Annotated in this window: 1 protein-coding gene (running past one end of the window); it reads right to left on the reverse strand. The window is 73.7% G+C overall.

Features of this window, described 5'->3' with window-relative positions:
* Positions 1–22182, reverse strand: partial view of a non-ribosomal peptide synthase/polyketide synthase gene (locus ACFUUZ_RS02250; protein WP_378691611.1) — the 3' portion only. The gene runs 14847 nt beyond the window's last position; the window shows 22182 of its 37029 coding nt (coding positions 14848–37029); its start codon lies off the right edge, out of view; its stop codon occupies positions 1–3.

Genomic DNA, 22182 nt, shown 5'->3' on the forward strand with positions numbered 1-22182 from the left:
TCACTCCACCGTGACGATGGTGACCTCGTCACCGGCCGCGGACGTATCGTCGCCTGCGGCGACGAACCAGTGCGACACCTCACCGTCGGCGAGGTCGTCCTCGACCGAACCGGTGGGCAGCACCGAGAGCGCGCCCGCCGTGGCGGCGGCGAGGAACTCGACGACCGCGACCAGCCCGGCACCGGCGGTGGTGAAGGTCGTCGACTCGTAGTCGACGCCGTGCTCGTCGCGCGCCCGGAGCGCGAGGTCGAGCGCGGCCACCTGGCTGTAGACCGTGCCGTCGGCGAGGACGAAGGCCGGGTTCTCCTCGCCGAGCGGGCGCACCCGGTCGGCGTAGGAGACCGGGTGTGCGGGCGCTCCGGCGATGGCCGAGCGGACCGCGTCGTCGGCCGGGTCGATCCACTCGAGGTCACCGGTGCCGGAGCCGATGCCGTAGCGGGCACCAGCGGTGGCATCGAGGAGCACGGCGGCGCCTGCCTTCTGCACCGCCCAGATCGCGACGACCGACTCCACGGAGCGCGGCAGCGCGACGGCGACCACGTCGTCCGGGCCGATCCCGCGGCCGATCAGCACCCGGGCCAGCTGCGAGGAGCGGCGGTCGAGCACGTGGTACGGCAACTCGTCCTCGCCTGCGAGCAGCGCGGGCGCCTCCGGGTCGGCCTCGACCACCTCGCCGAGCACCTTCGACACCGTGCGCGCCCCGACCCGGTTCACCGGCTCGGGCGCGGCGGCGACCACCCCGGACTCGGCGAGCAGCCTGCCGCGCTCCTCGGCGTCCAGGATGTCGATGTCGCCGACCAGCCCGTTCGGGTCGCCGAGCAGCCCCTCCAGCACCCGCATGAGCCGGGCGGAGAGGGTGCGCACCTCCTCGTCGGTGAACCGGGTGGTGAGGTACTCGAAGTCGAACACGATGGTCGACTCGGCGGTGACCTGCAGCGTCATCGGGTAGTGCGTGTTGCTGAGCACGCCGACGCCGTTCACCGACATGCCGTCGATGGAGCTGGCGGCGGCGATGGCCTCCCGGTCGATCGGGTACGACTCGAAGACCAGCAGGGTGTCGAAGAGCGAGCCCGCGCCCGCCGTCCGCTGGATCTCGGCGAGCCCGACGTAGTGGTGGTCGAGCAGGTCGGCCTGCTCGCGCTGCAGCCGCACCAGCTGGTCGGCGACGGGTGAGTGGTCGTCGATCCGCACCCGCACCGGCAGGGTGTTGATGAAGAGCCCGACCATGGACTCCACGCCGGGCAGCTCGGCGGGGCGGCCGGAGACGGTGGCGCCGAACACCACGTCGGTGCGGCCGGTGAGCCGCCCGAGCAGGATGCCCCACGCCGCCTGGACCAGCGTGTTCACCGTGATGCCGAGCTCGGCGCAGTGCTTGGTGAGCCTGCGGGCCCGCTCCGGGTCGATCGAGGTGATCAGCTTGCCGGTCTCGTACCGCTCCTGGCCGCGGGCGGGCGAGGCCAGCTCGGTGGGTTCGCCCGCGCCGTCCAGCGCCTCGGCCCAGGTGCGCAGCGAGGCGTTCAGGTCGCGCTCGCCGAGCCAGCCGAGGAAGTCCCGGTACGGGGTGACGGCGGGCAGCTGGGAGCGGTTGCCGTGCACCGCGTACAGCACCAGCAGGTCCTGCATGAGCAGCGGCATGGACCAGCCGTCGATCAGCACGTGGTGCGTGGTGATCGAGAGGTGGTACTGCTCGGCGGCGGTGCGGTAGAGGGTGAACCGGACCAGCGGCGGGGCCGCCATGTCGAACCGGTCGGCCTGGTCGGCGGCGAGCAGTTCGCGCAGCGCGGCGGCGGGATCGTCGCGGTCGGTGAGGTCGACCTCGCGCCACGGGACCTCGGCCCGCTCCGGCACGACTTGGACGGCCTGGCCGTCGGAGTCGGTGACGAAGCCGGCCCGCAGGTTCGGGTAGCGGTCCAGGATGCCCTGGGCCGCGGTGTGCAGCCGGTCCGCGTCCACCGTGCCGAGCAGGTCGACCTTGGCCTGCATGACGTAGATGTCGGTGCCTGCGGTGGTCATGAGGGCGTGGAACAGCAGCCCGGACTGCAGCGGGGTGAGCGGCCAGACCTCGGTGAGGCCGGGGTAGCCGCGCTCCCACTCCTCCAGGTCGCCCTGGCGGACCCGGACCAGCGGCATGTCGGACGGGGTGTAGCCGCCCGCGTCCTTGGCACCCGCGTGCTCGGCGAGCCCGGTGAGCGCCAAAGTCCAGAGCTCGGCGAGCTCGTCCAGCCGCTCGGCGGGGCCGGTGAAGTCGGTGACCAGCTCACCGGTGGCGGTGACCGAGGCCAGCACCTCGATTCCGGCGGTGCCTGCCACGCCGGCGACCGAGGCCACCGCGTCGCCTGCGGCGCTTGCCGCGCCGACCTCCGAGGCCGCATCGCCTGCGGCGGCGCTTGCCGCGCCGACCCCGGCGGCCACATTGCTCCCCGCGACAGCGGGGGGCACGGTGGGCAGCCGGTAGGCGGCGAAGCCCTCGACCGGGGCGCCGGTGAAGCGGAAGGTGATCCCGCTCGGCTCGCCTGCGGCGAAGAGCGACGGGTACCCGCGCTCCGGCACCGCGAGCACCTGCTCCTTGACCAGCTTGAGCGCCTGCCCCTCGCCGATCCCGGCGGTGCCGAGGTCGAGTCGAAGGGGGTGCGTGACGGTGAAGTCGCCGACGGTGCGGGAGAGTTCGGCGCCGCGAACGGCCGCGACCGGGCGCAGGTCGTTCACGTAGCGCACGGTGGTGGCGGGGTTCCCGGTCCAGCGCGCGGTGGCGAGCGCCAGCGCGGTGAGCAGGGCGTCGGTGGGGACGCCGTGGTAGAGGCCGGGGACGACGCGGAGCACCGCGTCGCTGTCGGCCGCCGAGAGGACGGTCCGCACGTGCCGCACGGGCGCGGCACCGACGACGTCGACCTCGGCCGCGGGGGCGACGGTCTCGCGATCCTGCGCGACCTCGTGCAGCCAGCGGCGCACCGAGGTGCCGACCTCAGGCAGCTCGATCGACTCGCCCGCGCCTGCCTGGGCCAGCGCGCGGGAGAGGTCGCCGGTGATGATCCGCCAGGAGGCGGGGTCGACCGCGAGCCGGTGCGCGACCAGCAGCAGTACGTCCGCGCCGCCGTCGGCCGCGAGCCGCACCGCGCGGAACACGACCCCGGCGGCCGGGTCGAGCGCGGCCGCCTCGGTCGCCAGCGCGCGCGCCAGTGCGGCGTCCAGCTCAGGCACCGCGTTCGATGCCGCATCGGCCCTGGTGGTCTCCACCTCGGCCGCGGTGGCTCGGGCGGCACTCGCTTCATCCGCGACACGCTCGACGCGCAGTACGTCGTCGACGTCGACCGCACCGCGTTCGCGCAGCTCCAGCACCGCGTCGGTGCGCCGCAGCCGCAGCGCGTCGTGCCGGTCGAGCAGGGCCGCGAGCGCCGCCCGCAGCTCCTGCTCACCGGTGTCGGCGGGCAACCGCAGCGCGACCGCGTCGGCGCCGTCCAGCGCGGCGAGCGCGGCGGGCAGCGCGACCTCGCCGACCCCGCCGCCTGCCAGCTCGGCCAGCGACGGCCCGCCGCGCACCGCACCGGCGACCGCGGCCAGCCCGGCCACGCTGCGCTGGTCGAAGACGTCGCGCACGGAGAAGACCGCGCCGAGCGTCTTCGCCCGCGAGACCAGCTGGATGGAGAGGATGCTGTTGCCGCCGAGCGCGAAGAAATCGTCGTCCGCGCCGATCTGCTCGGCCCCGAGCACGTCGGCGAAGACCCGCGCCACCAGCTTCTCGGCCGGGGTCGACGGGGCACGGAAGACGGCCTTCTCGAACTCCGGCTCCGGCAGCGCGTTCCGGTCCAGCTTGCCGTTGGCGTTCAGCGGCAGCGCCGCCAGCTCGACGAAGGCGCTCGGCACCATGTACGAGGGCAGCTCGCCCGCCAGCGCAGCCGCCAGCTCGCGCTTGTCGAGTTCGCCCGTCGGCACCACGTAGGCCACCAGCCGGTCGCCGAGGCCGGGATCGGTCCGAGCCAGCACCGCGGCGGCGGCGATCCCTGGCTGCCTGAGCAGCGCGGCCTCGATCTCGCCGAGCTCGATGCGGAAGCCGCGGATCTTCACCTGGAAGTCGGTGCGGCCCCGGTACTCCAGCTCGCCGCCCGCGTTCCAGGCGACCAGGTCGCCGGTGCGGTACATCCTGGCGCCGGGCTCGAACGGGCTGGCCACGAAGCGGTCCGCGGTCAGCTCCGGCCGCGCGAAGTAGCCGCGGGCCAGCTGCGCACCGGCCAGGTAGAGCTCGCCGGAGACCCCGACCGGAACCGGCCGCAGCCGCGCGTCCAGCACGTAGACCCGGGAGTTCCACTCCGGGGTGCCGATCGGCACCGAGACGATGTCGCCCGCGGTGACCTCGTGCGCGGTGATCGACACCGCCGCCTCGGTCGGGCCGTACAGGTTGAACAGCCCGGCCGCGTCGCCGCGCCGGAACTTCTGCGCGGTCGCCGCGGGCAGCGCCTCGCCGATGGCGAGCACCCGGCGCAGCGAACCCGGCAGCGCGCCCTCGGTGAGCAGCGCGTCCAGCATGGACGGCACCACGTGCAGCGTGGTCACGCCGGTCTCGGCCATGAGCGCGTGCAGGTAGGCCGGGTCGCGGTGGCCGTCGGCGGTGGCGATGACCAGCCTGCCGCCGGACGCCGCGGCGGACCAGAACTCCCACACCGAGAGGTCGAAGGTGGCCGCGGTCTTGAGCAGCACCGCGTCGTCGGCGCCGAGGCCGTACTCGGCGGTCTTCCACTGCAGCTGGTTGGCGATGGCGCCGTGCGGCACCGCGACGCCCTTGGGCTGGCCGGTGGAGCCGGAGGTGAAGATGACGTACGCGGTGTTCGCCGGGGTGAGCGCGGTGCGGCGCTCGCCGGGGCGCACCGGCGCGCCGTCCAGCCCGGCCAGGTCCAGCTCGTCCAGCGCGACGACCTCGGCCGCCGCGGTCTCGAAGCCGTCCCCGGCCGTGGTGAGCACGCAGGCCGGGGCGGCGGTGCCGAGGATGTACTCGACCCGCTCGGCGGGCTGGTCCGGGTCGACCGGAACGTAGGCCGCACCGGCGACCGTGACCGCGTACATGGCGATCACCAGGTCGGCGGAGCGCCGGATGGCGAGCGCCACCCGGTCCTCCGGGCCGACCCCGCGCTCGATCAGGTAGCGCGCCAGCCGGTTCACCCGGACGCCGAGCTCGGCGTAGCTCAGCTCGCCGTCGGGGGCGACCAGCGCGATGCGGTCGCGCTGCGCCTCGACGGTGGCGTCGAGCAGCGAGACCAGGGTGGCCTCGGTGTCCACCGGGTGCGCGGTGTCGTTCCAGGTGTCCAGGATGCGGGTGCGCTCGTCGCCCGCGAGCAGCTCGATCTCGCCGACCGCGACCGCCGGGTCGGCGACAACGGCGTCCAGCACCCGGAGGAACCGGTCGGCGAAGCCCTGCACCGTGGCCTCGTCGAAGAGGTCGGTGGCGTAGCCGAACTCGGTGATGATCTCGGCGGGGGTGCCGTCCTCGGCGTACCGGTCGTAGAGCGTGACGTGCAGGTCGGTCTTGGCCAGCTGGGAGTCGAAGTCGACCGCGCTCACCGTCAGCCCAGGCAGGGTGATGGTGGTCTCGGCCAGGTTCTGGAACGAGAGCCCGACCTGGAAGAGCGGGTTGCGGGCGGTGGAGCGCTCCGGGTTGAGCACCTCGACCAGCCGCTCGAACGGGACGTCGGCATTGGCGAAGGCCTCGAGGTCGCGCTCGCGCACCTCGGCGAGCAGGTCGGCGAAGCCCGCCTCGGAGCGCACCCTGGTGCGGAACACGAGGGTGTTGACGAACATGCCGATCAGGTCGTCGAGTTCGCGCTCGCCGCGGCCCGCGATCGGGGTGCCGACCGCGATGTCGTCGGTGCCGGAGAGCCGGGCCAGCAGCACCGCGAGCGCGGCGTGCACGACCATGAACAGCGAGGACTGGTTGGCCCGCGCCAGATCGGCCAGCGCCTGGTGCCGCTCGGGGGTGATCTCGAAGCGGATCGCCTTGCCGTGGAAGGACTGCGCGGGCGGGCGCGGGCGGTCCGCGGGCAGCTCGAGCTGGTCCGGGAGCCCGTCCAGGGCGGCCTTCCAGTAGGCGACCTGGCGGGCCGCCAGCGACTCCGGGTCGTCCTCGGCGCCGAGCACCTCGCGCTGCCACAGCGCGTAGTCCGCGTACTGCACCGGGAGCGGGGTCCAGGACGGCGTCTCGCCGCCGACCCGCGCGATGTACGCGGCCATCAGGTCGCGGGCCAGCGGGCCCATGGACGCGCCGTCCGCGGCGACGTGGTGCACCACGAAGGCCACGACGTGCTCCGCGTCCGCGATCCGGAACAGCGCGACCTTCAGCGGCACCTCGACGGTGACATCGAAGGTGGTCATGGCGAACCGGATCACCGTCGGCACCAGGTCGTCCTCGGTGACGTCGGTGACCGCCAGCGTCGGCGCGGTCCGCCCGACCGGCAGGATCACCTGCCGCGGGCCGTCGTCGCCGCTCGGGTACGTGGTGCGCAGCACCTCGTGCCTGGCCAGCACGTCGCCGATGGCCTGCTCCAGCGCGTGCACGTCGAGCGCGCCGGAGAGCCGCACCGCGAGCGGGATGTTGTCCACCGCGGAGGTGGTGGTGTCGAACTGGTTCAGGAACCAGTACCTGGCCTGCGCGGGCGAGAGCGGGATCTGCTCCGGCCGCTCCCCCGCCACCAGCACCGGCCGCGCCCGGCCGGACCCGGCCGCGCGCTCCACCCTGGTGGCCAGCGCGGCCACCGTGGACGCCTCGAACAGGTCGCGCACCGCGAGCTGGCTGTCCAGCGCCGCGCCGATCCGCGCGGTCACCTGGGTGGCGAGCAGCGAGTTGCCGCCCAGCTCGAAGAAGTCGTCGTCCACGCCGACCCGGCCGACGCCGAGCACGTCGGCGAAGGTGTTGGCGACGATCTCCTCGATCGGGGTGGCGGGTGCACGGAACACCTTGGCCTCGAAGACCGGCGCGGGCAGCGCCCTGCGGTCCAGCTTGCCGGACGGGTTCAGCGGGAAGGCGTCGAGCAGCACGAAGGCGTTCGGCACCATGTAGCCGGGCAGCTCGCCGCCGAGCTCGGCGCGCACCGCGTCGAGCTCGACCGTCGCGCCCGCCGCCGGGATCAGGTACGCCACCAGCTGGTCGCCGAGGCGGTCGTCCGAGCGGACCACCACCACCGACTGCGCGATGCTCGGCAGCGCGGTGAGCGCCGACTCGATCTCGCCCAGCTCGATCCGCAGGCCGCGCAGCTTCACCTGGAAGTCGGTGCGGCCCAGGTACTCCAGCTCGCCGTTCGCCCGCCAGGTGACCAGGTCACCGGTGCGGTACATGCGGGTGCCCGGCGCGCCGTACGGGCTCGCCACGAAGCGGTCCGCGGTCAGCTCCGGCCGCGCGACGTAGCCGCGGGCCAGCTGCGCGCCTGCCAGGTACAGCTCGCCGGGCACCCCGGCCGGCACCGGCCGCAGCCGCGAATCCAGCACGTAGACCTGGGTGTTGAAGACCGGCGCGCCGATCGGCACGGTGACCGTGTCGGCCTCGGTGACCTCGTGGAAGGTCACGTCGACCGCGGCCTCGGTGGGGCCGTACAGGTTGTGCAGCCTGGCGCCGGTCAGCTCGACGAGCCGCTGCGCGGTCGCCGCGGGCAGCGCCTCGCCGGAGGCGAAGACCGCGCGCAGCGAGGTGCACTCGTCGGCCCGCTCCTCGGCCACGAAGACCGACATCATGGAGGGCACGAAGTGCGCGACCGTGACCCGCTGCTCGGTGATGATCCGCACCAGGTAGCCGGGGTCGCGGTGGCCGTCCGGCCGCGCGACCACCAGCCGGGCGCCGAGCTGCAGCGGCCAGAAGAACTCCCACACCGAGACGTCGAAGGTGGCGGGGGTCTTCTGCAGCACGGTGTCGGTCGCGTCCAGCCCGTACTCGGCCTGCATCCAGACCAGGCGGTTCACGATCGCCGCGTGCGTCACCGCGACGCCCTTGGGGCGGCCGGTGGAGCCCGAGGTGAAGATGACGTACGCGGTGTTCGCCGGGCGCAGCGGCGCGCGCCGCTCCGCGTCGGTGAGCGGGGCGCCGGAGAGCTCCGCCAGGTCGAGGGTGTCGATCTCGACGGTCCGGAAGCCGGGGGCGGCGAAGGCGTCCCGCGCGGTGGTGAGCACCGCGGCGGGCTGGGCGGTCTCCAGCACGTAGGCGATGCGCTCGGCCGGGTGGTCCGGGTCGAGCGGCACGTAGGCGCCGCCCGCCGCGCTCACCGCGTACATGCCGATTACCAGCTCGAAGGAGCGGCGCATGCCGAGCGCGACGAGCGCGTCCGGCCCGACCCCGAGGTCGACGAGGTGCCTGGCCAGCCGGTGCACCCGGTCGGCGAACTCGGCGTAGCTCAGCGTCTCGCCCTCGAAGGTGAGCGCGGGCGCGTCCGGGGTGCGGGCGGCCTGCGCCTCGAACAGCGAGACCAGGGTGGCGGCGGCGTCGACCGGGTGCGCGGTGGCGTTCCAGCTCTCCAGCACCTGGGTGCGCTCGGCGGCGTCGAGCAGCTCGATCTCGCCGACCGGGGCGTTCGGCGCGGCCACCGCCGCGGTCAGCAGCCGGACCAGGCGCTGCGCGAAACCGGTGATCGTTGCCGGGTCGAAGAGGTCGGTGGCGTAGGCGAACTCGGCCGCCATGCCCTCGTGGTCGCCCGCGCTGGTGAGGTTGAGGTGCAGGTCGAACTTGGCGGTCACCACGTCCAGCGGCACCCCGGTGACCTCGAGTCCGGGCAGCGCGAAGGAGGCGTCGCCGGTGTTCTGGAAGGAGAGCATGACCTGGAAGAGCGGGTGCCGCGCCTGCGAGCGGGCCGGGTTCAGGATCTCCACCAGCCGCTCGAAGGGCAGGTCGGCGTGGCCGAAGGCGGCCAGGTCGGTCTCCCTGGTCCTGGCCAGCAGCTCGGCGAAGGGCTCGGCCGGGTCGACCGCGCTGCGCAGCACCAGGGTATTGACGAACATGCCGATGGCGTCGTCCAGCGCGGCCTCGCCGCGGCCGGCGACCGCGGTGCCGACGGCGATGTCGTCGCTGTTCGAGAGCCGGGCCAGCAGCGCGGCGAGCCCGGCGTGCACCACCATGAAGAGGCTGGCGCCGTGCGCGCGGGCCATCGCGTTCAGCCCGTGCACCAGGTCGGCGTCGAGCCAGAAGGCGTGCACGCCGCCGCGGTTGGAGGCGACCGCGGGCCGGGAGCGGTCCGCGGGCAGGTCGAGCTGGTCCGGCAACCCGGCCAGGTTCGCCGACCAGTATCGCACCTGCTGGGAGATGAGTGAGTCCGGCTCGTCCTCGGAGCCGAGCGTCTCGCGCTGCCAGAGCGCGTAGTCGGCGTACTGCACCGGCAGCGGCGCCCAGCCCGGCGCCTCGCCGCGCGAGCGCGCGGCGTAGGCGATCATGACGTCCTTGGCCAGCGGCTGCACCGACCAGCCGTCGCCGGAGATGTGGTGCACCACGAAGACCAGCACGTGGGTGTCGGGCTGCGAGCCGTCCATGGAGCCCGCGATGCGCAGCAGCGCGGCGCGCACCGGCACCGCGGCGGTGACGTCGAAGCCTGCCAGCACGAGCTCGCTGATCCGCTCCTCGACCTCGGTCTCGGTGATGGTGATCGGGGTCAGGTCGATGCCGACCTGGCTCGCGGGCAGCACCACCTGCACGCCCTGGCCGTCGACGGTCTCCGGGTAGACGGTGCGCAGCACCTCGTGCCGCTCGATCACGTCGGCGACCGCCCGGCGCAGCGCCTCGGCGTCGAGGTCGCCGGTGAGCCGGACCGCCATCGGGATGTTGTTCACCGCGGTGGCGCTGTCGAAGCGGTTCAGGAACCACATGCGCTGCTGGGCCAGCGAGAGCGGGATGGTCGCGGGACGTGCCCCGGCCACCAGCGCCCGGCCGCGGCCGCTGCCCGCCCCGGCCTCGACCCGGGCCGCGAGCGCGGCCACCGTCGGGGCCTCGAAGAGCGTGCGGACTCCCACCCTGGTGTTCAGCGCGGCGCCGAGCCTGGCCACCACCTGGGTGGCGATCAGCGAGTTGCCGCCGAGGTCGAAGAAGTCGTCGTCCTGGCCGATGGGCCGGTCGCCGCCGACCTCGATGCCGAGGACGTGGGCGAAGGTGTCGGCCACCAGCTCCTGCACCGGCGTCGCCGGCGCGCGGAATACCGCTGCTTCGAATTGCGGCTCCGGCAGTGCGCGCCGGTCCAACTTGCCGTTCGGGTTGAGCGGCAGCTCGTCCAGCACCACCAGCGCGGCCGGGACCATGTACGAGGGCAGCTGCGCCGCGACGTGCGCGCGCAGCGCGGCGATGTCGACCGGGCCCGAGCCGGGCACCACGTAGCCGACCAGGCGGTCGCCGAGCCGGTCGTCGGAGCGCACCACCGCGACGGCCTGCGCCACCGCGGGGTGCGCCGCCAGCGCGGTCTCGATCTCGCCGAGCTCGATCCGCAGGCCGCGCAGCTTCACCTGGAAGTCGGTGCGGCCCAGATACTCCAGCTCGCCGCGGTCGGTCCAGGTGACCAGGTCGCCGGTGCGGTACATGCGGGTGCCCGGCGCGCCGTACGGGCTCGCCACGAAGCGGTCCGCGGTCAGCTCCGGCCGCGCGACGTAGCCGCGGGCCAGCTGGACGCCGGCCAGGTACAGCTCGCCGGGCACCCCGGCCGGCACCGGCCGCAGCCGCGAATCCAGCACGTAGACCTGGGTGTTGAAGACCGGCGCGCCGATCGGCACGGTGACCGTGTCGGCCTCGGTGACCTCGTGGAAGGTCACGTCGACCGCGGCCTCGGTGGGGCCGTACAGGTTGTGCAGCCAGGCGCCGGAGGCGCTCAGCAGCCGCTGCGCCACCCCGCCGGGCAGCGCCTCGCCGGAGGCGAAGACATTGCGCAGCCCGGTGTAGGCGGCCGGGTCGGCCTCGTCCACGAAGACGGCGAGCATGGACGGCACGAAGTGCACCGTCGTCACCTGCTCCGCGGCGATCACCTCGGCCAGGTACTGCGGATCGCGGTGCCCGTCCGGCTTGGCGACCACCAGCCGGGCGCCAGTCTGCAGGGGCCAGAAGAACTCCCACACCGAGACGTCGAAGGTGGCGGGGGTCTTCTGCAGGACCACGTCGAAGCGGTCGAGCCCGTACTCCTCCTGCATCCACACCAGGCGGTTCACGATCGCCGCGTGCGAGACCGCGACGCCCTTGGGGCGGCCGGTGGAACCGGAGGTGAAGATGACGTACGCGGTGTTCGCCGGCCGCAGGCCGGTATCGGTCAGCGGCTCGTCGGAGTACCCGGCGAGGTCCAGCGTATCGATCGAGACGGCCTCGCCCGCGGCGAACTCGTCGCCGGTGGTGGTCAGCGTGAGCACCGGCTGCGCCGTCTCCAGCACGTAGCCGATGCGCTCGGCGGGCTGGTCCGGGTCGAGCGGGACGTAGCCGCCGCCCGCGGCGAGCACCGCGTACATGCCGATCACCAGGTCGAGCGAGCGGCGCATGCCGAGCGCGACCAGGGTGTCCGGGCCGACGCCCGCGGCGGCAAGGTACCGGGCCAGCCGGTGCACCCGCGCCGCGAACTCGGCGTAGCTCAGCGTCTCGCCCTCGAAGGTGAGCGCGGGGGCGTCCGGGGTGGCCGCCGCCTGCACCTCGAACATCGAGACCAGCGTGGCGTCCCGGTCCACCCGGTACGCGGTGTTGTTCCAGGTGCGCAGCACCTGCTCGGTCTCGCGGGCGTCGATCAGCGGCAGATCGCCCACCGGGCGCTCCGGCTCCGCGGTCAGCGCCTGCAGCAGCCGGGTGAAGCGGCGGCCGAAGCGGGCGACGGTGCGCCGGTCGAAGAGGTCGGTGGCGTAGATCAGCTCGGCGCTGATGCCGGAGAGCGGCTCGGCCTTCTCGGTGAGCACCAGCTGCAGGTCGAACTTGGCCACGTCGAGCGCCATGTCGACGCCGCTGACGGTGAGCCCGGGCAGCTCCAGGCTGTTCTGCCCGACGTTCTGGAACGAGAGCATGACCTGGAAGAGCGGGTGCCGCGCCTGCGAGCGGGCCGGGTCGATGATCTCGACCAGCCGCTCGAAGGGCAGGTCGGCGTGGCCGAAGGCGGCGATGTCGGTGCTGCGCACCTGCGCAAGCAGCTCGGTGAAGGAGGCGCCAGGGTCCACCGGCGTGCGCAGCACGAGGGTGTTGACGAACATGCCGATCAGGTCGTCGAGCGCGCGCTCGCCACGGCCAGCGATCGGCGTGCCGATGGCGATGTCCTCCTCGCGGGCCAGCCGCGCGAGCAGCACCGCCAGCGCGGCGTGCGTGACCATGAAGAGCGTCGCGCCGCGGCCGCGGGCCAGCTCGGCCAGCCTGGCGTGGGTCTGCGCGTCGATCTCGAAGGCGTGTGTGCCGCCGCGGCCGGTCGCCACCGCGGGGCGGGGGCGGTCGGACGGCAGGTCGAGCTGCTCCGGGATGCCGCGCAGCGCGGCGGTCCAGTACCCGATCTGCTGGGCGATCACCGATTCCGGGTCGTCCTCGCGGCCGAGCACCGCGCGCTGCCAGAGCGCGAAGTCGGCGTACTGCACGTCCAGCGGGCGCCAGGCGGGCTCGCCGCCGTCGACGCGGGCGCCGTAGGCGGTCATGACGTCGCGGGTGAGCGGGCCCATGGAGAAGCCGTCGGCGGAGATATGGTGCACCACCAGCGCGAGCACGTGCTCGGTCGGGCTGACCTCGAAGAGCCTTGCCCGGAACGGCACCTCGACGGTGACGTCGAAGGCGGTGCGCACGAACTCGGCGATCCGCAGCGGCAGCTCGGCCTCGGTGACCTCGGCGGGCGAGAGGTCCGGGATGACCTGCCCGGTCGGGACCACCTTCTGGAAGCCGGTGCCGTCCAGCTCCGGGTAGTAGGTGCGCAGCGACTCGTGCCTGGCCAGCACGTCGGCCACGGCGATCTGCAGCGCCTGCCGGTCGAGCAGCCCGGAGAGCCGGACCGCCGCCGGGATGTTGTCGACCGAGGACTCGGGATCGAAGCGGTTCAGGAACCACATGCGCTGCTGCGCCAGCGAGAGCGGCACCCGCTCCGGCCGCGGCTGCGGCACCAGCGCGGCGCGCGCCCCCGCGCCCGCGCTGCTCTCGGCGCGGGCGGCCAGCGCGGCCACCGTCGAGGCCTCGAAGAGCTCGCGCACGCCGATCTCGGTGTCGAGCGCGGCGGCCAGCCTGGCCGCCACCTGGGTGGCGCTCAGCGAGTTGCCGCCGAGCGCGAAGAAGTCGTCGTCCAGCCCGACCCTGGGCACGCCGAGCACGTCGGCGAAGACGTCGGCGACGATCTCCTCGACCGGGGTGGTCGGGGCGCGGAAGACCGCGGCCTCGAAGACCGGCGCGGGCAGCGCCTTTCGATCCAGCTTGCCGGAGGCGTTGAGCGGGAACTCGTCCAGCGCGATGAGCAGCGCCGGGACCATGTAGGCGGGCAGCCGCCTGCCCAGCTCCTCGCGCACCGCCTCGGTGTCGATCCGCTGCTCGGCCACCGGAATCACGTACGCCACCAGCTGGTCGCCGGTGTGCTGGTCGCCGCGGACCACGACGACCGCCTGGGCGATCTCGTCCAGCCCGGCCAGCGCCTGCTCGATCTCGCCGAGCTCGATCCGCAGGCCGCGCAGCTTGACCTGGAAGTCGGTGCGGCCCAGGTACTCCAGCTCGCCGTCCTGGGTCCAGGCGACCAGGTCGCCGGTGCGGTACATGCGGGCGCCGTCGATGCCGAACGGGTTCGCCACGAAGCGGTCCGCGGTCAGGTCCGGCCGCGCGACGTAGCCGCGGGCCAGCTGGTCGCCCGCCAGGTACAGCTCGCCCGCGACACCCACCGGGACCGGCCGCAGCCGCGCATCCAGCACGTACACCTGGGTGTTGAAGACCGGGGCGCCGATCGGGACGGTGACCGTGTCGGCGTCGACGACCTCGTGGTAGGTGACGTCGACCGCGGCCTCCGTGGGGCCGTACAGGTTGTGCAGCGCGGCGCCGGTGAGCTCGCGCAGCCGGTGCGCGGGCTTCGGGCCGAGCGCCTCGCCGGAGGCGAAGACCGCGCGCAGCGAGGTGCTGCCGACCGCGGCGGCGTCGGCCGCGGCGTTCGCGTCAGGCCCGGAGGAGGAAGCCTGCGTAACCACGGAGGGCCCCGCGAACGCCGCCATCGAACTCACGAAGACGGCGAGCATGGAGGGGACGAAGTGCGTGACGGTGACGCGCTCGGCCTCGATGACCTCGGCCAGGTACTGCGGGTCGCGATGGCCGTCCGGCTTGGCGACCACCAGGCGCGCGCCGACCTGCAGCGGCCAGAAGAACTCCCACACCGAGACGTCGAAGGTGGCGGGGGTCTTCTGCAGCACGGTGTCGGCAGCGGTCAGGCCGTACTCGGCCTGCATCCAGACCAGGCGGTTCACGATCGCCGCGTGCGAGACCGCGACGCCCTTCGGCCTGCCGGTGGAGCCGGAGGTGAAGATGACGTACGCGGTGTTGCCCGGGCGCAGCGGGGCGCGCCGGTCGATGTCGGTGAGCGGGGTGTCGTCCAGGTTCTCCAGGTCGAGCAGGTCGATCCGGACCTGGGCGGTGTCGATCTCCAGGTCGTCGCCGGAGGTCAGCACGCAGACCGGGTCGGCGGTGGCCAGGATGTACTCGGTGCGCTCGGCCGGGTGGTCCGGGTCGAGCGGCACGTAGGCGCCGCCCGCGGCGGTGACGGCGTACATGCCGATCACCAGGTCCAGCGAGCGCCGCATGCCGAGCGCCACGAAGGACTCCGGGCCGACGCCGCGCTCGACCAGCCAGCGGGCCAGCCGGAAGACCCGGCCCGCGAACTCGTCGTAGGACAGAGCTGTCCCCTCGAACACCAGCGCGGGCGCGTCCGGAGTGGCCGCGAGCTGCGCCTGGAAGAGCGCGGGCAGGGTGTGCTCGGGCTCGGCGCCGTACTGGCCTGCCAGCGCGGCCGGGATGTCGAAGGCGGTGTCGTTCCAGCCGGTGGTGACCTCGGCGCGCTCGACGGCGTCGAGCAGCGCGATGTCGCCGACGGCGGTGTCCGGCTCCGCGGTCATGGTCGCCAGCACCCGCACCAGGCGGTCGGCGATCCGGCGCACGGTGCCCTCGTCGAAGAGGTCGCGCAGGTAGCCTGCCCGAATGCGCAGCTTGGCGTCGAGCTGCGCGATCAGGGTGAGCGGGTAGTGCGTGGCGTCGGTGGCCTCCAGCGCGGTGACCGCCATGCCGTCGATATCGGCGGCCTGGGCCTGGATGCCCTCGGCGTCCACCGGGTAGGACTCGAACACCACGAGGGTGTCGAAGAGGTTGCTCATCCCGGCCGCGGCCTGGATGTCGGCGAGCCCGACGTAGTGGTGGTCGAGCAGGTCGGCCTGCTCGCCCTGGGTGCGGGCGAGCAGCGCGCGCACCGGCTCGGCCGGGTCGAAGCGGACCCGCACCGGGACGGTGTTGATGAAGAGCCCGACCATCGACTCCACGCCGGTGAGCTGCGCGGGGCGGCCGGAGACGGTGGTGCCGAAGAGCACGTCCTCGCGGCCGGTCATCCGGCCGACGAGCACCGCCCACGCCACCTGCAGCACGGTGTTCGGGGTGACGCCGAGCGTGGCCGCCAGCCCGGTGAGCCGCGCGGTGGCGGGCTCGTCCAGCTCGAAGAGGTACTCGCCTGCGAGCGCGGTGATCTCGCGCCCGGCGTCCGGCCGTGCCAGCAGCGTCGGCTCGGTGACGCCGCGCAGCGCGTCGGCCCAGACCGCCACCGAGGCGGCCTGGTCCTGCCTGCCGACCCACTCCAGGAAGTGCCGGTACGACCGCACCGCGGGCAGCACGCCCTGGTCGGCGTGGACCGCGTAGAGCATGAGCAGGTCCCGCATGAGCAGCGGCATGGACCAGCCGTCGAGCAGGATGTGGTGGTTGGAGACCACGAACTGCCAGCGGTCCGCGGCCACCTTGATCAGGGTGAAGCGGATGAGCGGCGGCGCGGCCAGGTCGAAGGGGCGGGCCCGGTCCTCGGCGATCAGCTCCTCGACGGAACCGGCGGCCGTGTCGGACCTGGCGGCGCCACCGTTGGACCTGTCGTGCTCGGCCCACGGTACGCGGACGCTGTTCAGCACCACCTGCACCGGGTTGCCCTCGGCGTCGGTGACGTACGCGGTGCGCAGGCTGTCGTAGCGGTCGAGCAGCGCCTGCGCGGCGGCGCGCAGCCGGGTCGAGTCCACCCGGCCGGTCAGGGTGAGCGTGATCTGCGAGGTGTAGACGTCGACCGAGCCCGCGGCGAGCCTGGCGTGGAAGAGCAGCCCGGCCTGCAGCGCGGAGAGCGGCCAGACGTCGGCCAGCGCCGGGAAGCGCTGCTCCCAGTTCTCGATGTCGGCCTGCGTGCTGCGCACCAGCCCGAAGTCGGCGGGGGTGTGCCCGCCCGCGTCGGCGGACTGCGCGTGCCGCGCGACGGCCTCCAGCGCGGTGACCCAGAGCTCGGCGAACTCGCGCACCTCGGCGGCGTCGAGCAGGGTGCTCGGGTAGCCGATGGTGGTGACCAGGGTGTCGCCGGTGACGATGGCGTTCAGGTCGAGCGGCGCCATGGCGGGCATGTCGGCGTCGTAGCCCGCGGCGAGCGCGCCGAGCTCGGCGGCGGGGATCCAGCCGAAGCCGCGCAGCGCCTCGGGCACGTCGGTGTCCGAGACCCGGCCCAGGTAGTTGAAGCTGACCTGGCCGGGCAGCTGCTCGGGCAGGTCGGCGGCGGTGCCGCGGTTCAGGTAGCGCAGCATGCCGTAGCCGATGCCCTTGTCCGGCACCGCGAGCAGCTGCTCCTTGACGGCCTTGAGCGCCCGGCCGAGCGCGGGGCCGCCGGTGAGCGCGGCGTCCACGTCTATCCCGGCCAGGTCGAAGCGGACCGGGAAGATGGCGGTGAACCAGCCGACCGTGCGGGAGAGGTCGGCGCCGGGCACGATCTCCTCCTCGCGGCCGTGCCCCTCCAGCCGGAGCAGCAGCGAGCCTGCGCGCTCGGCGGTGCGGCGCGCCCGCCACTTGGCGGTGGCCAGGGTGAGCGCGGTGAGCAGGCCGTCGTTCACGCCGCCGTGGAACAGCGCCGGGACGGTGGTGAGCAGCGTCCGGGTGACCTCGGGCGAGACCCGGACCTGGACCTTCTCGATCACGCCGGAGACGTCGACCGCGGGGTCCATCGGCCGGTCGGTGAGCAGCGGGTCAGGGCCGTTCACCACGCCGCGCCAGAAGTCCAGCTCGGCGATGCGCTCGGCGCTGTTCGCCTGCTGCTCCAGCGCGTGCGCCCATGACCGCATGGAGGTGGCAGGGGCGACCAGCTCGGGGGTGCCGCCCGCAGAGAGCTGGCCCCACGCGGTGACCAGGTCCGGGACCAGGATGCGCCAGGTGACGCCGTCCACCACCAGGTGGTGCGCGACCACGATCAGCCTGCCCGCGCGGTTCGCCTCGGTCGGCGCCAGCCAGACGAAGCGGATCACGATGCCCGCGGCCGGGTCGAGCCGGTCCAGCGCGGCGTCGACCGCAGCCTCGGCGATCTGCAGCAGGTCGGCGTCGCTGGCGACGACGTCGAACTCGACGCGGTCGATGAGCGCGTCGACCTCCACCGACCCGGGGCCGGTGGTCTCCAGCACCCAGTCCGCGCCCTCGCGGCGCAGCCGGGCGCGCAGCATGTCGTGCCGGTCGACGACCGCGCCGACGGTGGCGGCGATCCCGGCCCGGTCGATGCCGACCGGCAGCTCCAGCGCCAGCATCTGGTGGAACCGGCCGAAGCCGCCGGGCCGCTCGGCCATGAACCGCACCACCGGGGTGAGCGGCATCCGGCCGACGCCGCCGCCGGGCAGCTCGTCCAGCGCGGGCTGCTGGGTGATCTCGGCGTCCGCGGTCTCCGCGACCGCGGCCAGCCCGGCCACCGTGCGCTGCTCGAAGACGTGCCGCGGGGAGAAGACCACGCCGCGCGCCTTGGCCCGGGAGACCAGCTGGATGGAGACGATGGAGTCGCCGCCGAGCGCGAAGAAGGAGTCGTCGACGCCGACCCGCTCCACGCCGAGCACCTCGGCGAAGACCTCGGCGATGGTGTGTTCGATCGGGGTGCGCGGGGCGCGGAAGGCGACCTCGGTCGCGAAGACCGGCTCCGGCAGCGCCCTGCGGTCCAGCTTGCCCACCGGGGTGAGCGGGATGTGGTCCAGCACCATGATCGAGGACGGGACCATGTACGCCGGGAGGCTCTCCTCCACGTGCGCGGTCAGCTCCGCCACGTCGATCGACTGCCGCGGTGCGGCGACGACGTACGCCACCAGCGTGGTGGCGCCGTTCTCCGCCTTGTGCCCGACGGTGGTGGCGAAGTCGACGGTCGGGTGCGCGGCCAGCGCGGCGTCGATCTCGCCCAGCTCGATGCGGAAGCCGCGCACCTTGACCTGGAAGTCGGAGCGGCCGACGTACTCGACCTCGCCGGTGCGGGTCCAGCGGACCACGTCACCGGTGCGGTACATCCGCGCGCCGTCCACATACGGGTTGGCCACGAACCGCTCGGCGGTCAGGCCCGGCCTGGCGTGGTAGCCGCGGGCCAGCTGGATGCCGGACAGGTACAGCTCACCCGCGACACCCACCGGGACCGGCCGGAGCCTGGCATCCAGGATCAGCGACTGCATGCCCTTGGTCGGGCCGCCGATGGTCACCGGCTCGCCGGGCACCAGCGCGTCGCTGATGTTGGTCATGATGGTGGTCTCGGTCGGGCCGTACCCGTTGTGGAAGGCGCGGATCGTGCCGTCCGCCAGCGGGACCGCCCACTTGGCGACCAGCTCCGGCGGGCACGCCTCGCCGCCCGCGACCAGCACGCGCAGCGTGTCCAGCCCGGACGGGTCGAAGGTGGCCAGCGCGGCCGGGGTGATGAAGGCATGGGTCACCCGCTGAGAGCGGATGAGTTCGGAGAGCTCGTCGCCGCCGTATACCCCGGGCGGGACCACGACCAGCGCGCCGCCGCGGGCCAGCGCCAGCAGCAGCTCCAGGATGGAGGCGTCGAAGGACGGCGACGCGAAATGCAGTGCGCGCGAATCGGAATCGAGGGCGTAGCGCTCCGCCTGCTCCTCACCGAAGTTCGCCAAACCCGAATGCGTGACCACCACGCCCTTGGGCACGCCGGTCGAACCCGAGGTGTAGATGACGTAGGCCGGGTGCTCCGGACGCAGCGGGCGCAGCCGCTCGGCGTCGGTGATGGGCGAACCGTCCCACTCGGAGAGGTCCACGTCCTCCAGCACCAGCCAGCGCGCCGATTCCGGCAGCCCGTCGCGGACCTCGCGCACGGTCAACCCGAGCGGCGAGCCCGAGTCGGTGACCATGTGCGCGATCCGCTCGGCCGGGTAGTTCGGGTCCACCGGAACGAACGCGGCACCGGTCTTGGCGACCGCCCACGCCGCCAGCACCGAATCCGCCGACCGCGGAACACCGACCGCGACCAGGTCCTCGGTACCGACCCCGGCCTCGATCAACAACCGCGCCAGGCGGTTGGAGCGCTCGTCCAACTCACCGTAGGTAACCGTCTCCCCGCGGAACACCACCGCGGGCGCATCGGGCGCGCCGATGGTGAACAGCTCCGGCAGCGGACGCGGGGTGACAGCGGGGGTTCCCGTGCGCGACACCAGGTCCGCGCGCTCCCCGGCATCGAGCACGTCGATCCCGCCGACCGCGATCGACGGGTCGGCAGCGACCGCCGTGAGCACCCGCAACCAGCGCCGCACGAACGCGGCCGCGGTGGCCTCGTCGAAGAGCTCGGTGGCGTAGGTGAGCCCGAGCGCGAGCCCGCCCGCGCTGTTCTGCGCGAGGGTGAACTGGAGGTCGAAGCGGGCGACCTCCTCGTCCAGGTCGAGCGCGGAGACCGAGAGGCCGGGCAGCTCCAGCGTGCCGCGGTCCAGGTTCTGGAAGGCCAGCATGACCTGGAAGAGCGGGTTGCGGGACTGCGAGCGCTCCGGCGCGAGCAGCTCGACCAGCCGCTCGAACGGGACGTCGGCATGGCCGAAGGCGTCCAGGTCGGTGCGGCGCGCCTTGCCGACCAGCTCGGCGAAGGACTCGCCCGGCTCGATGCCGGTGCGCAGCACCAGGGTGTTGACGAACATGCCGACCAGGTCGTCCAGCGCGGCCTCGCCGCGGCCCGCGATCGGGGTCCCGATGGCGATGTCGTCGGTGCCGGAGAGCCGGGCCAGCAGCACCGCGAGCGCGCTGTGCACGACCATGAAGAGCGAGGCGCCCTCGGCGCGGGCGATCTCCTCCAGCCCGGCCACCAGCTCGGCCGGGATCTCGTCGTACAGCGTGGCGCCGCGCAGGCTCGCGACGGCCGGGCGCGGGCGGTCGGCGGGCAGCGTGAGCTCGTCCGGGACGTCGGCGAGCGCGCGCTGCCAGTACGCGACCTGGCGCGCCATCAGGGAGTCCGGGTCGTCCTCGGTGCCGAGCACCTCGCGCTGCCAGATCGCGAAGTCGGCGTACTGCACCGCGAGCGGCGCCCAGCCGGGATCGCTGCCCTGGGTGCGCGCGGTGTAGGCCACCATGACGTCGCGGGTCAGCGGGCCGACCGAGAAGCCGTCGGCGCCGATGTGGTGCACGACGACCACGAGCACGTGCTCCTCGGCTGCCACCCGGTAGAGCCGGGTGCGCAGCGGAACCTGTTCGGCGACGTCGAATCCGGTGCTGACGAAGGCGGTGACCGCCTCGACCAGCGCGGCGGCGGCGACCTCGACCGGGGCGAGGTCGAGCGCGACCTCCTCGACCGGGACGACCACCTGGGTCGGGGTGCCGCCGTGCTCCGGGTAGCGGGTGCGCAGCGACTCGTGCCTGCGCACCACGTCGGCCACGGCGAGCCGCAGCGCGTCGACGTCGAGCGCGCCGGTCAGCCGGATGGCGATCGGCAGGTTGTACGCCGCGGAGGCGGTGTCGTACTTGTTCAGGAACCACATGCGCTGCTGCGCGAAGGAGAGCGGCACCAGCGCGTCGCCGCGTACCCGCGGGACCAGCGGCGCCCGCTCGGGCCCGCCGGTGTGCGACTCCACGCGGGCGGCGAGCGCCTCGACGGTGGAGGCCTCGAACAGGGTCCGCACCGGAACCGTCGTGCCGAGCGCGGCGCCGATCCTGGCCGCGACCCTGGTGGCGATGAGCGAGTTGCCGCCCAGGTCGAAGAAGTCGTCGTCGACGCCGACCCGCTCCAGGTCGAGTACCTCGGCGAAGACCGCGGCGACGGCCTCCTGCACCGGGGTGACCGGGGCGCGGAAGGCGCGGGCCTGCGCCGCCGGGGCGGGCAGCGCGCGGCGGTCCAGCTTGCCGTTCACGGTGAGCGGGATCCACTCCAGCCGGACCAGCGCGGCGGGCACCATGTACGCGGGCAGCCGCTCGGCGGCGCCGGTGCGCACGGCGTCCAGATCCGGGGTAGCCCCCGGCTCGGCCACGATGTAGGCGACGATCCGCTGGTCGCCCGGCTGGTCCTCGCGGACCACGACCGCCGCCTGCGCGACGCCGGCCTGGGCCAGCACCGCGGACTCGATCTCGCCGAGCTCGATCCGGAAGCCGCGCACCTTGACCTGGTCGTCGGCGCGGCCCAGGTACTCCAGCTCGCCGCCGCGGTTCCAGCGCGCGAGGTCGCCGGAGCGGTACAGCCGCGTGCCGTCCGGCCCGGCCACGAAGCGGGCCGCGGAGAGGTCGGGGCGGCCGAGGTAGCCGCGGGCCAGCTGCCTGCCGGAGACGTACATCTCGCCGGAGACCCCGACCGGGACCGGCCGCAGCCGCTCGTCCAGCACGTGGATGCCCAGCCCGGGGATGGCCCGGCCGACGACCGAGCCGGAGGCGGTGGCGATGGTCGCCGCGTCCAGCGGGCGGTACGAGACGTGCACCGTGGTCTCGGTGATGCCGTACATGTTCACCAGCACCGGCGCGGTGTCGCCGTGCCTGGCGACCCAGTCGCCGAGCCTGCGCAGCTCCAGCGCCTCGCCGCCGAAGACCACCGCGCGCAGCGCGAGCGGCGCGGCCGCCGGGTCGGCGTTCCGGTCCGCCTCGGCCAGCTGGTAGAAGGCCGACGGGGTCTGGTTGAGCACGGTGACCCGCTCGTCCCGGAGCAGCTCCAGGAACTGCTCGGGCGAGCGCGAGGTGTAGTAGTCGACGACCACGAGCCTGCCGCCGAAGGCCAGCGGGCCCCACAGCTCCCAGACCGAGAAGTCGAAGGCGAAGGAGTGGAACAGGGTCCACACGTCGCGCGG

It is taken from the genome of Nocardia sp. NPDC057353 (genome assembly GCF_042667085.1).
Classification (GTDB): Bacteria; Actinomycetota; Actinomycetes; order Mycobacteriales; family Mycobacteriaceae; genus Nocardia.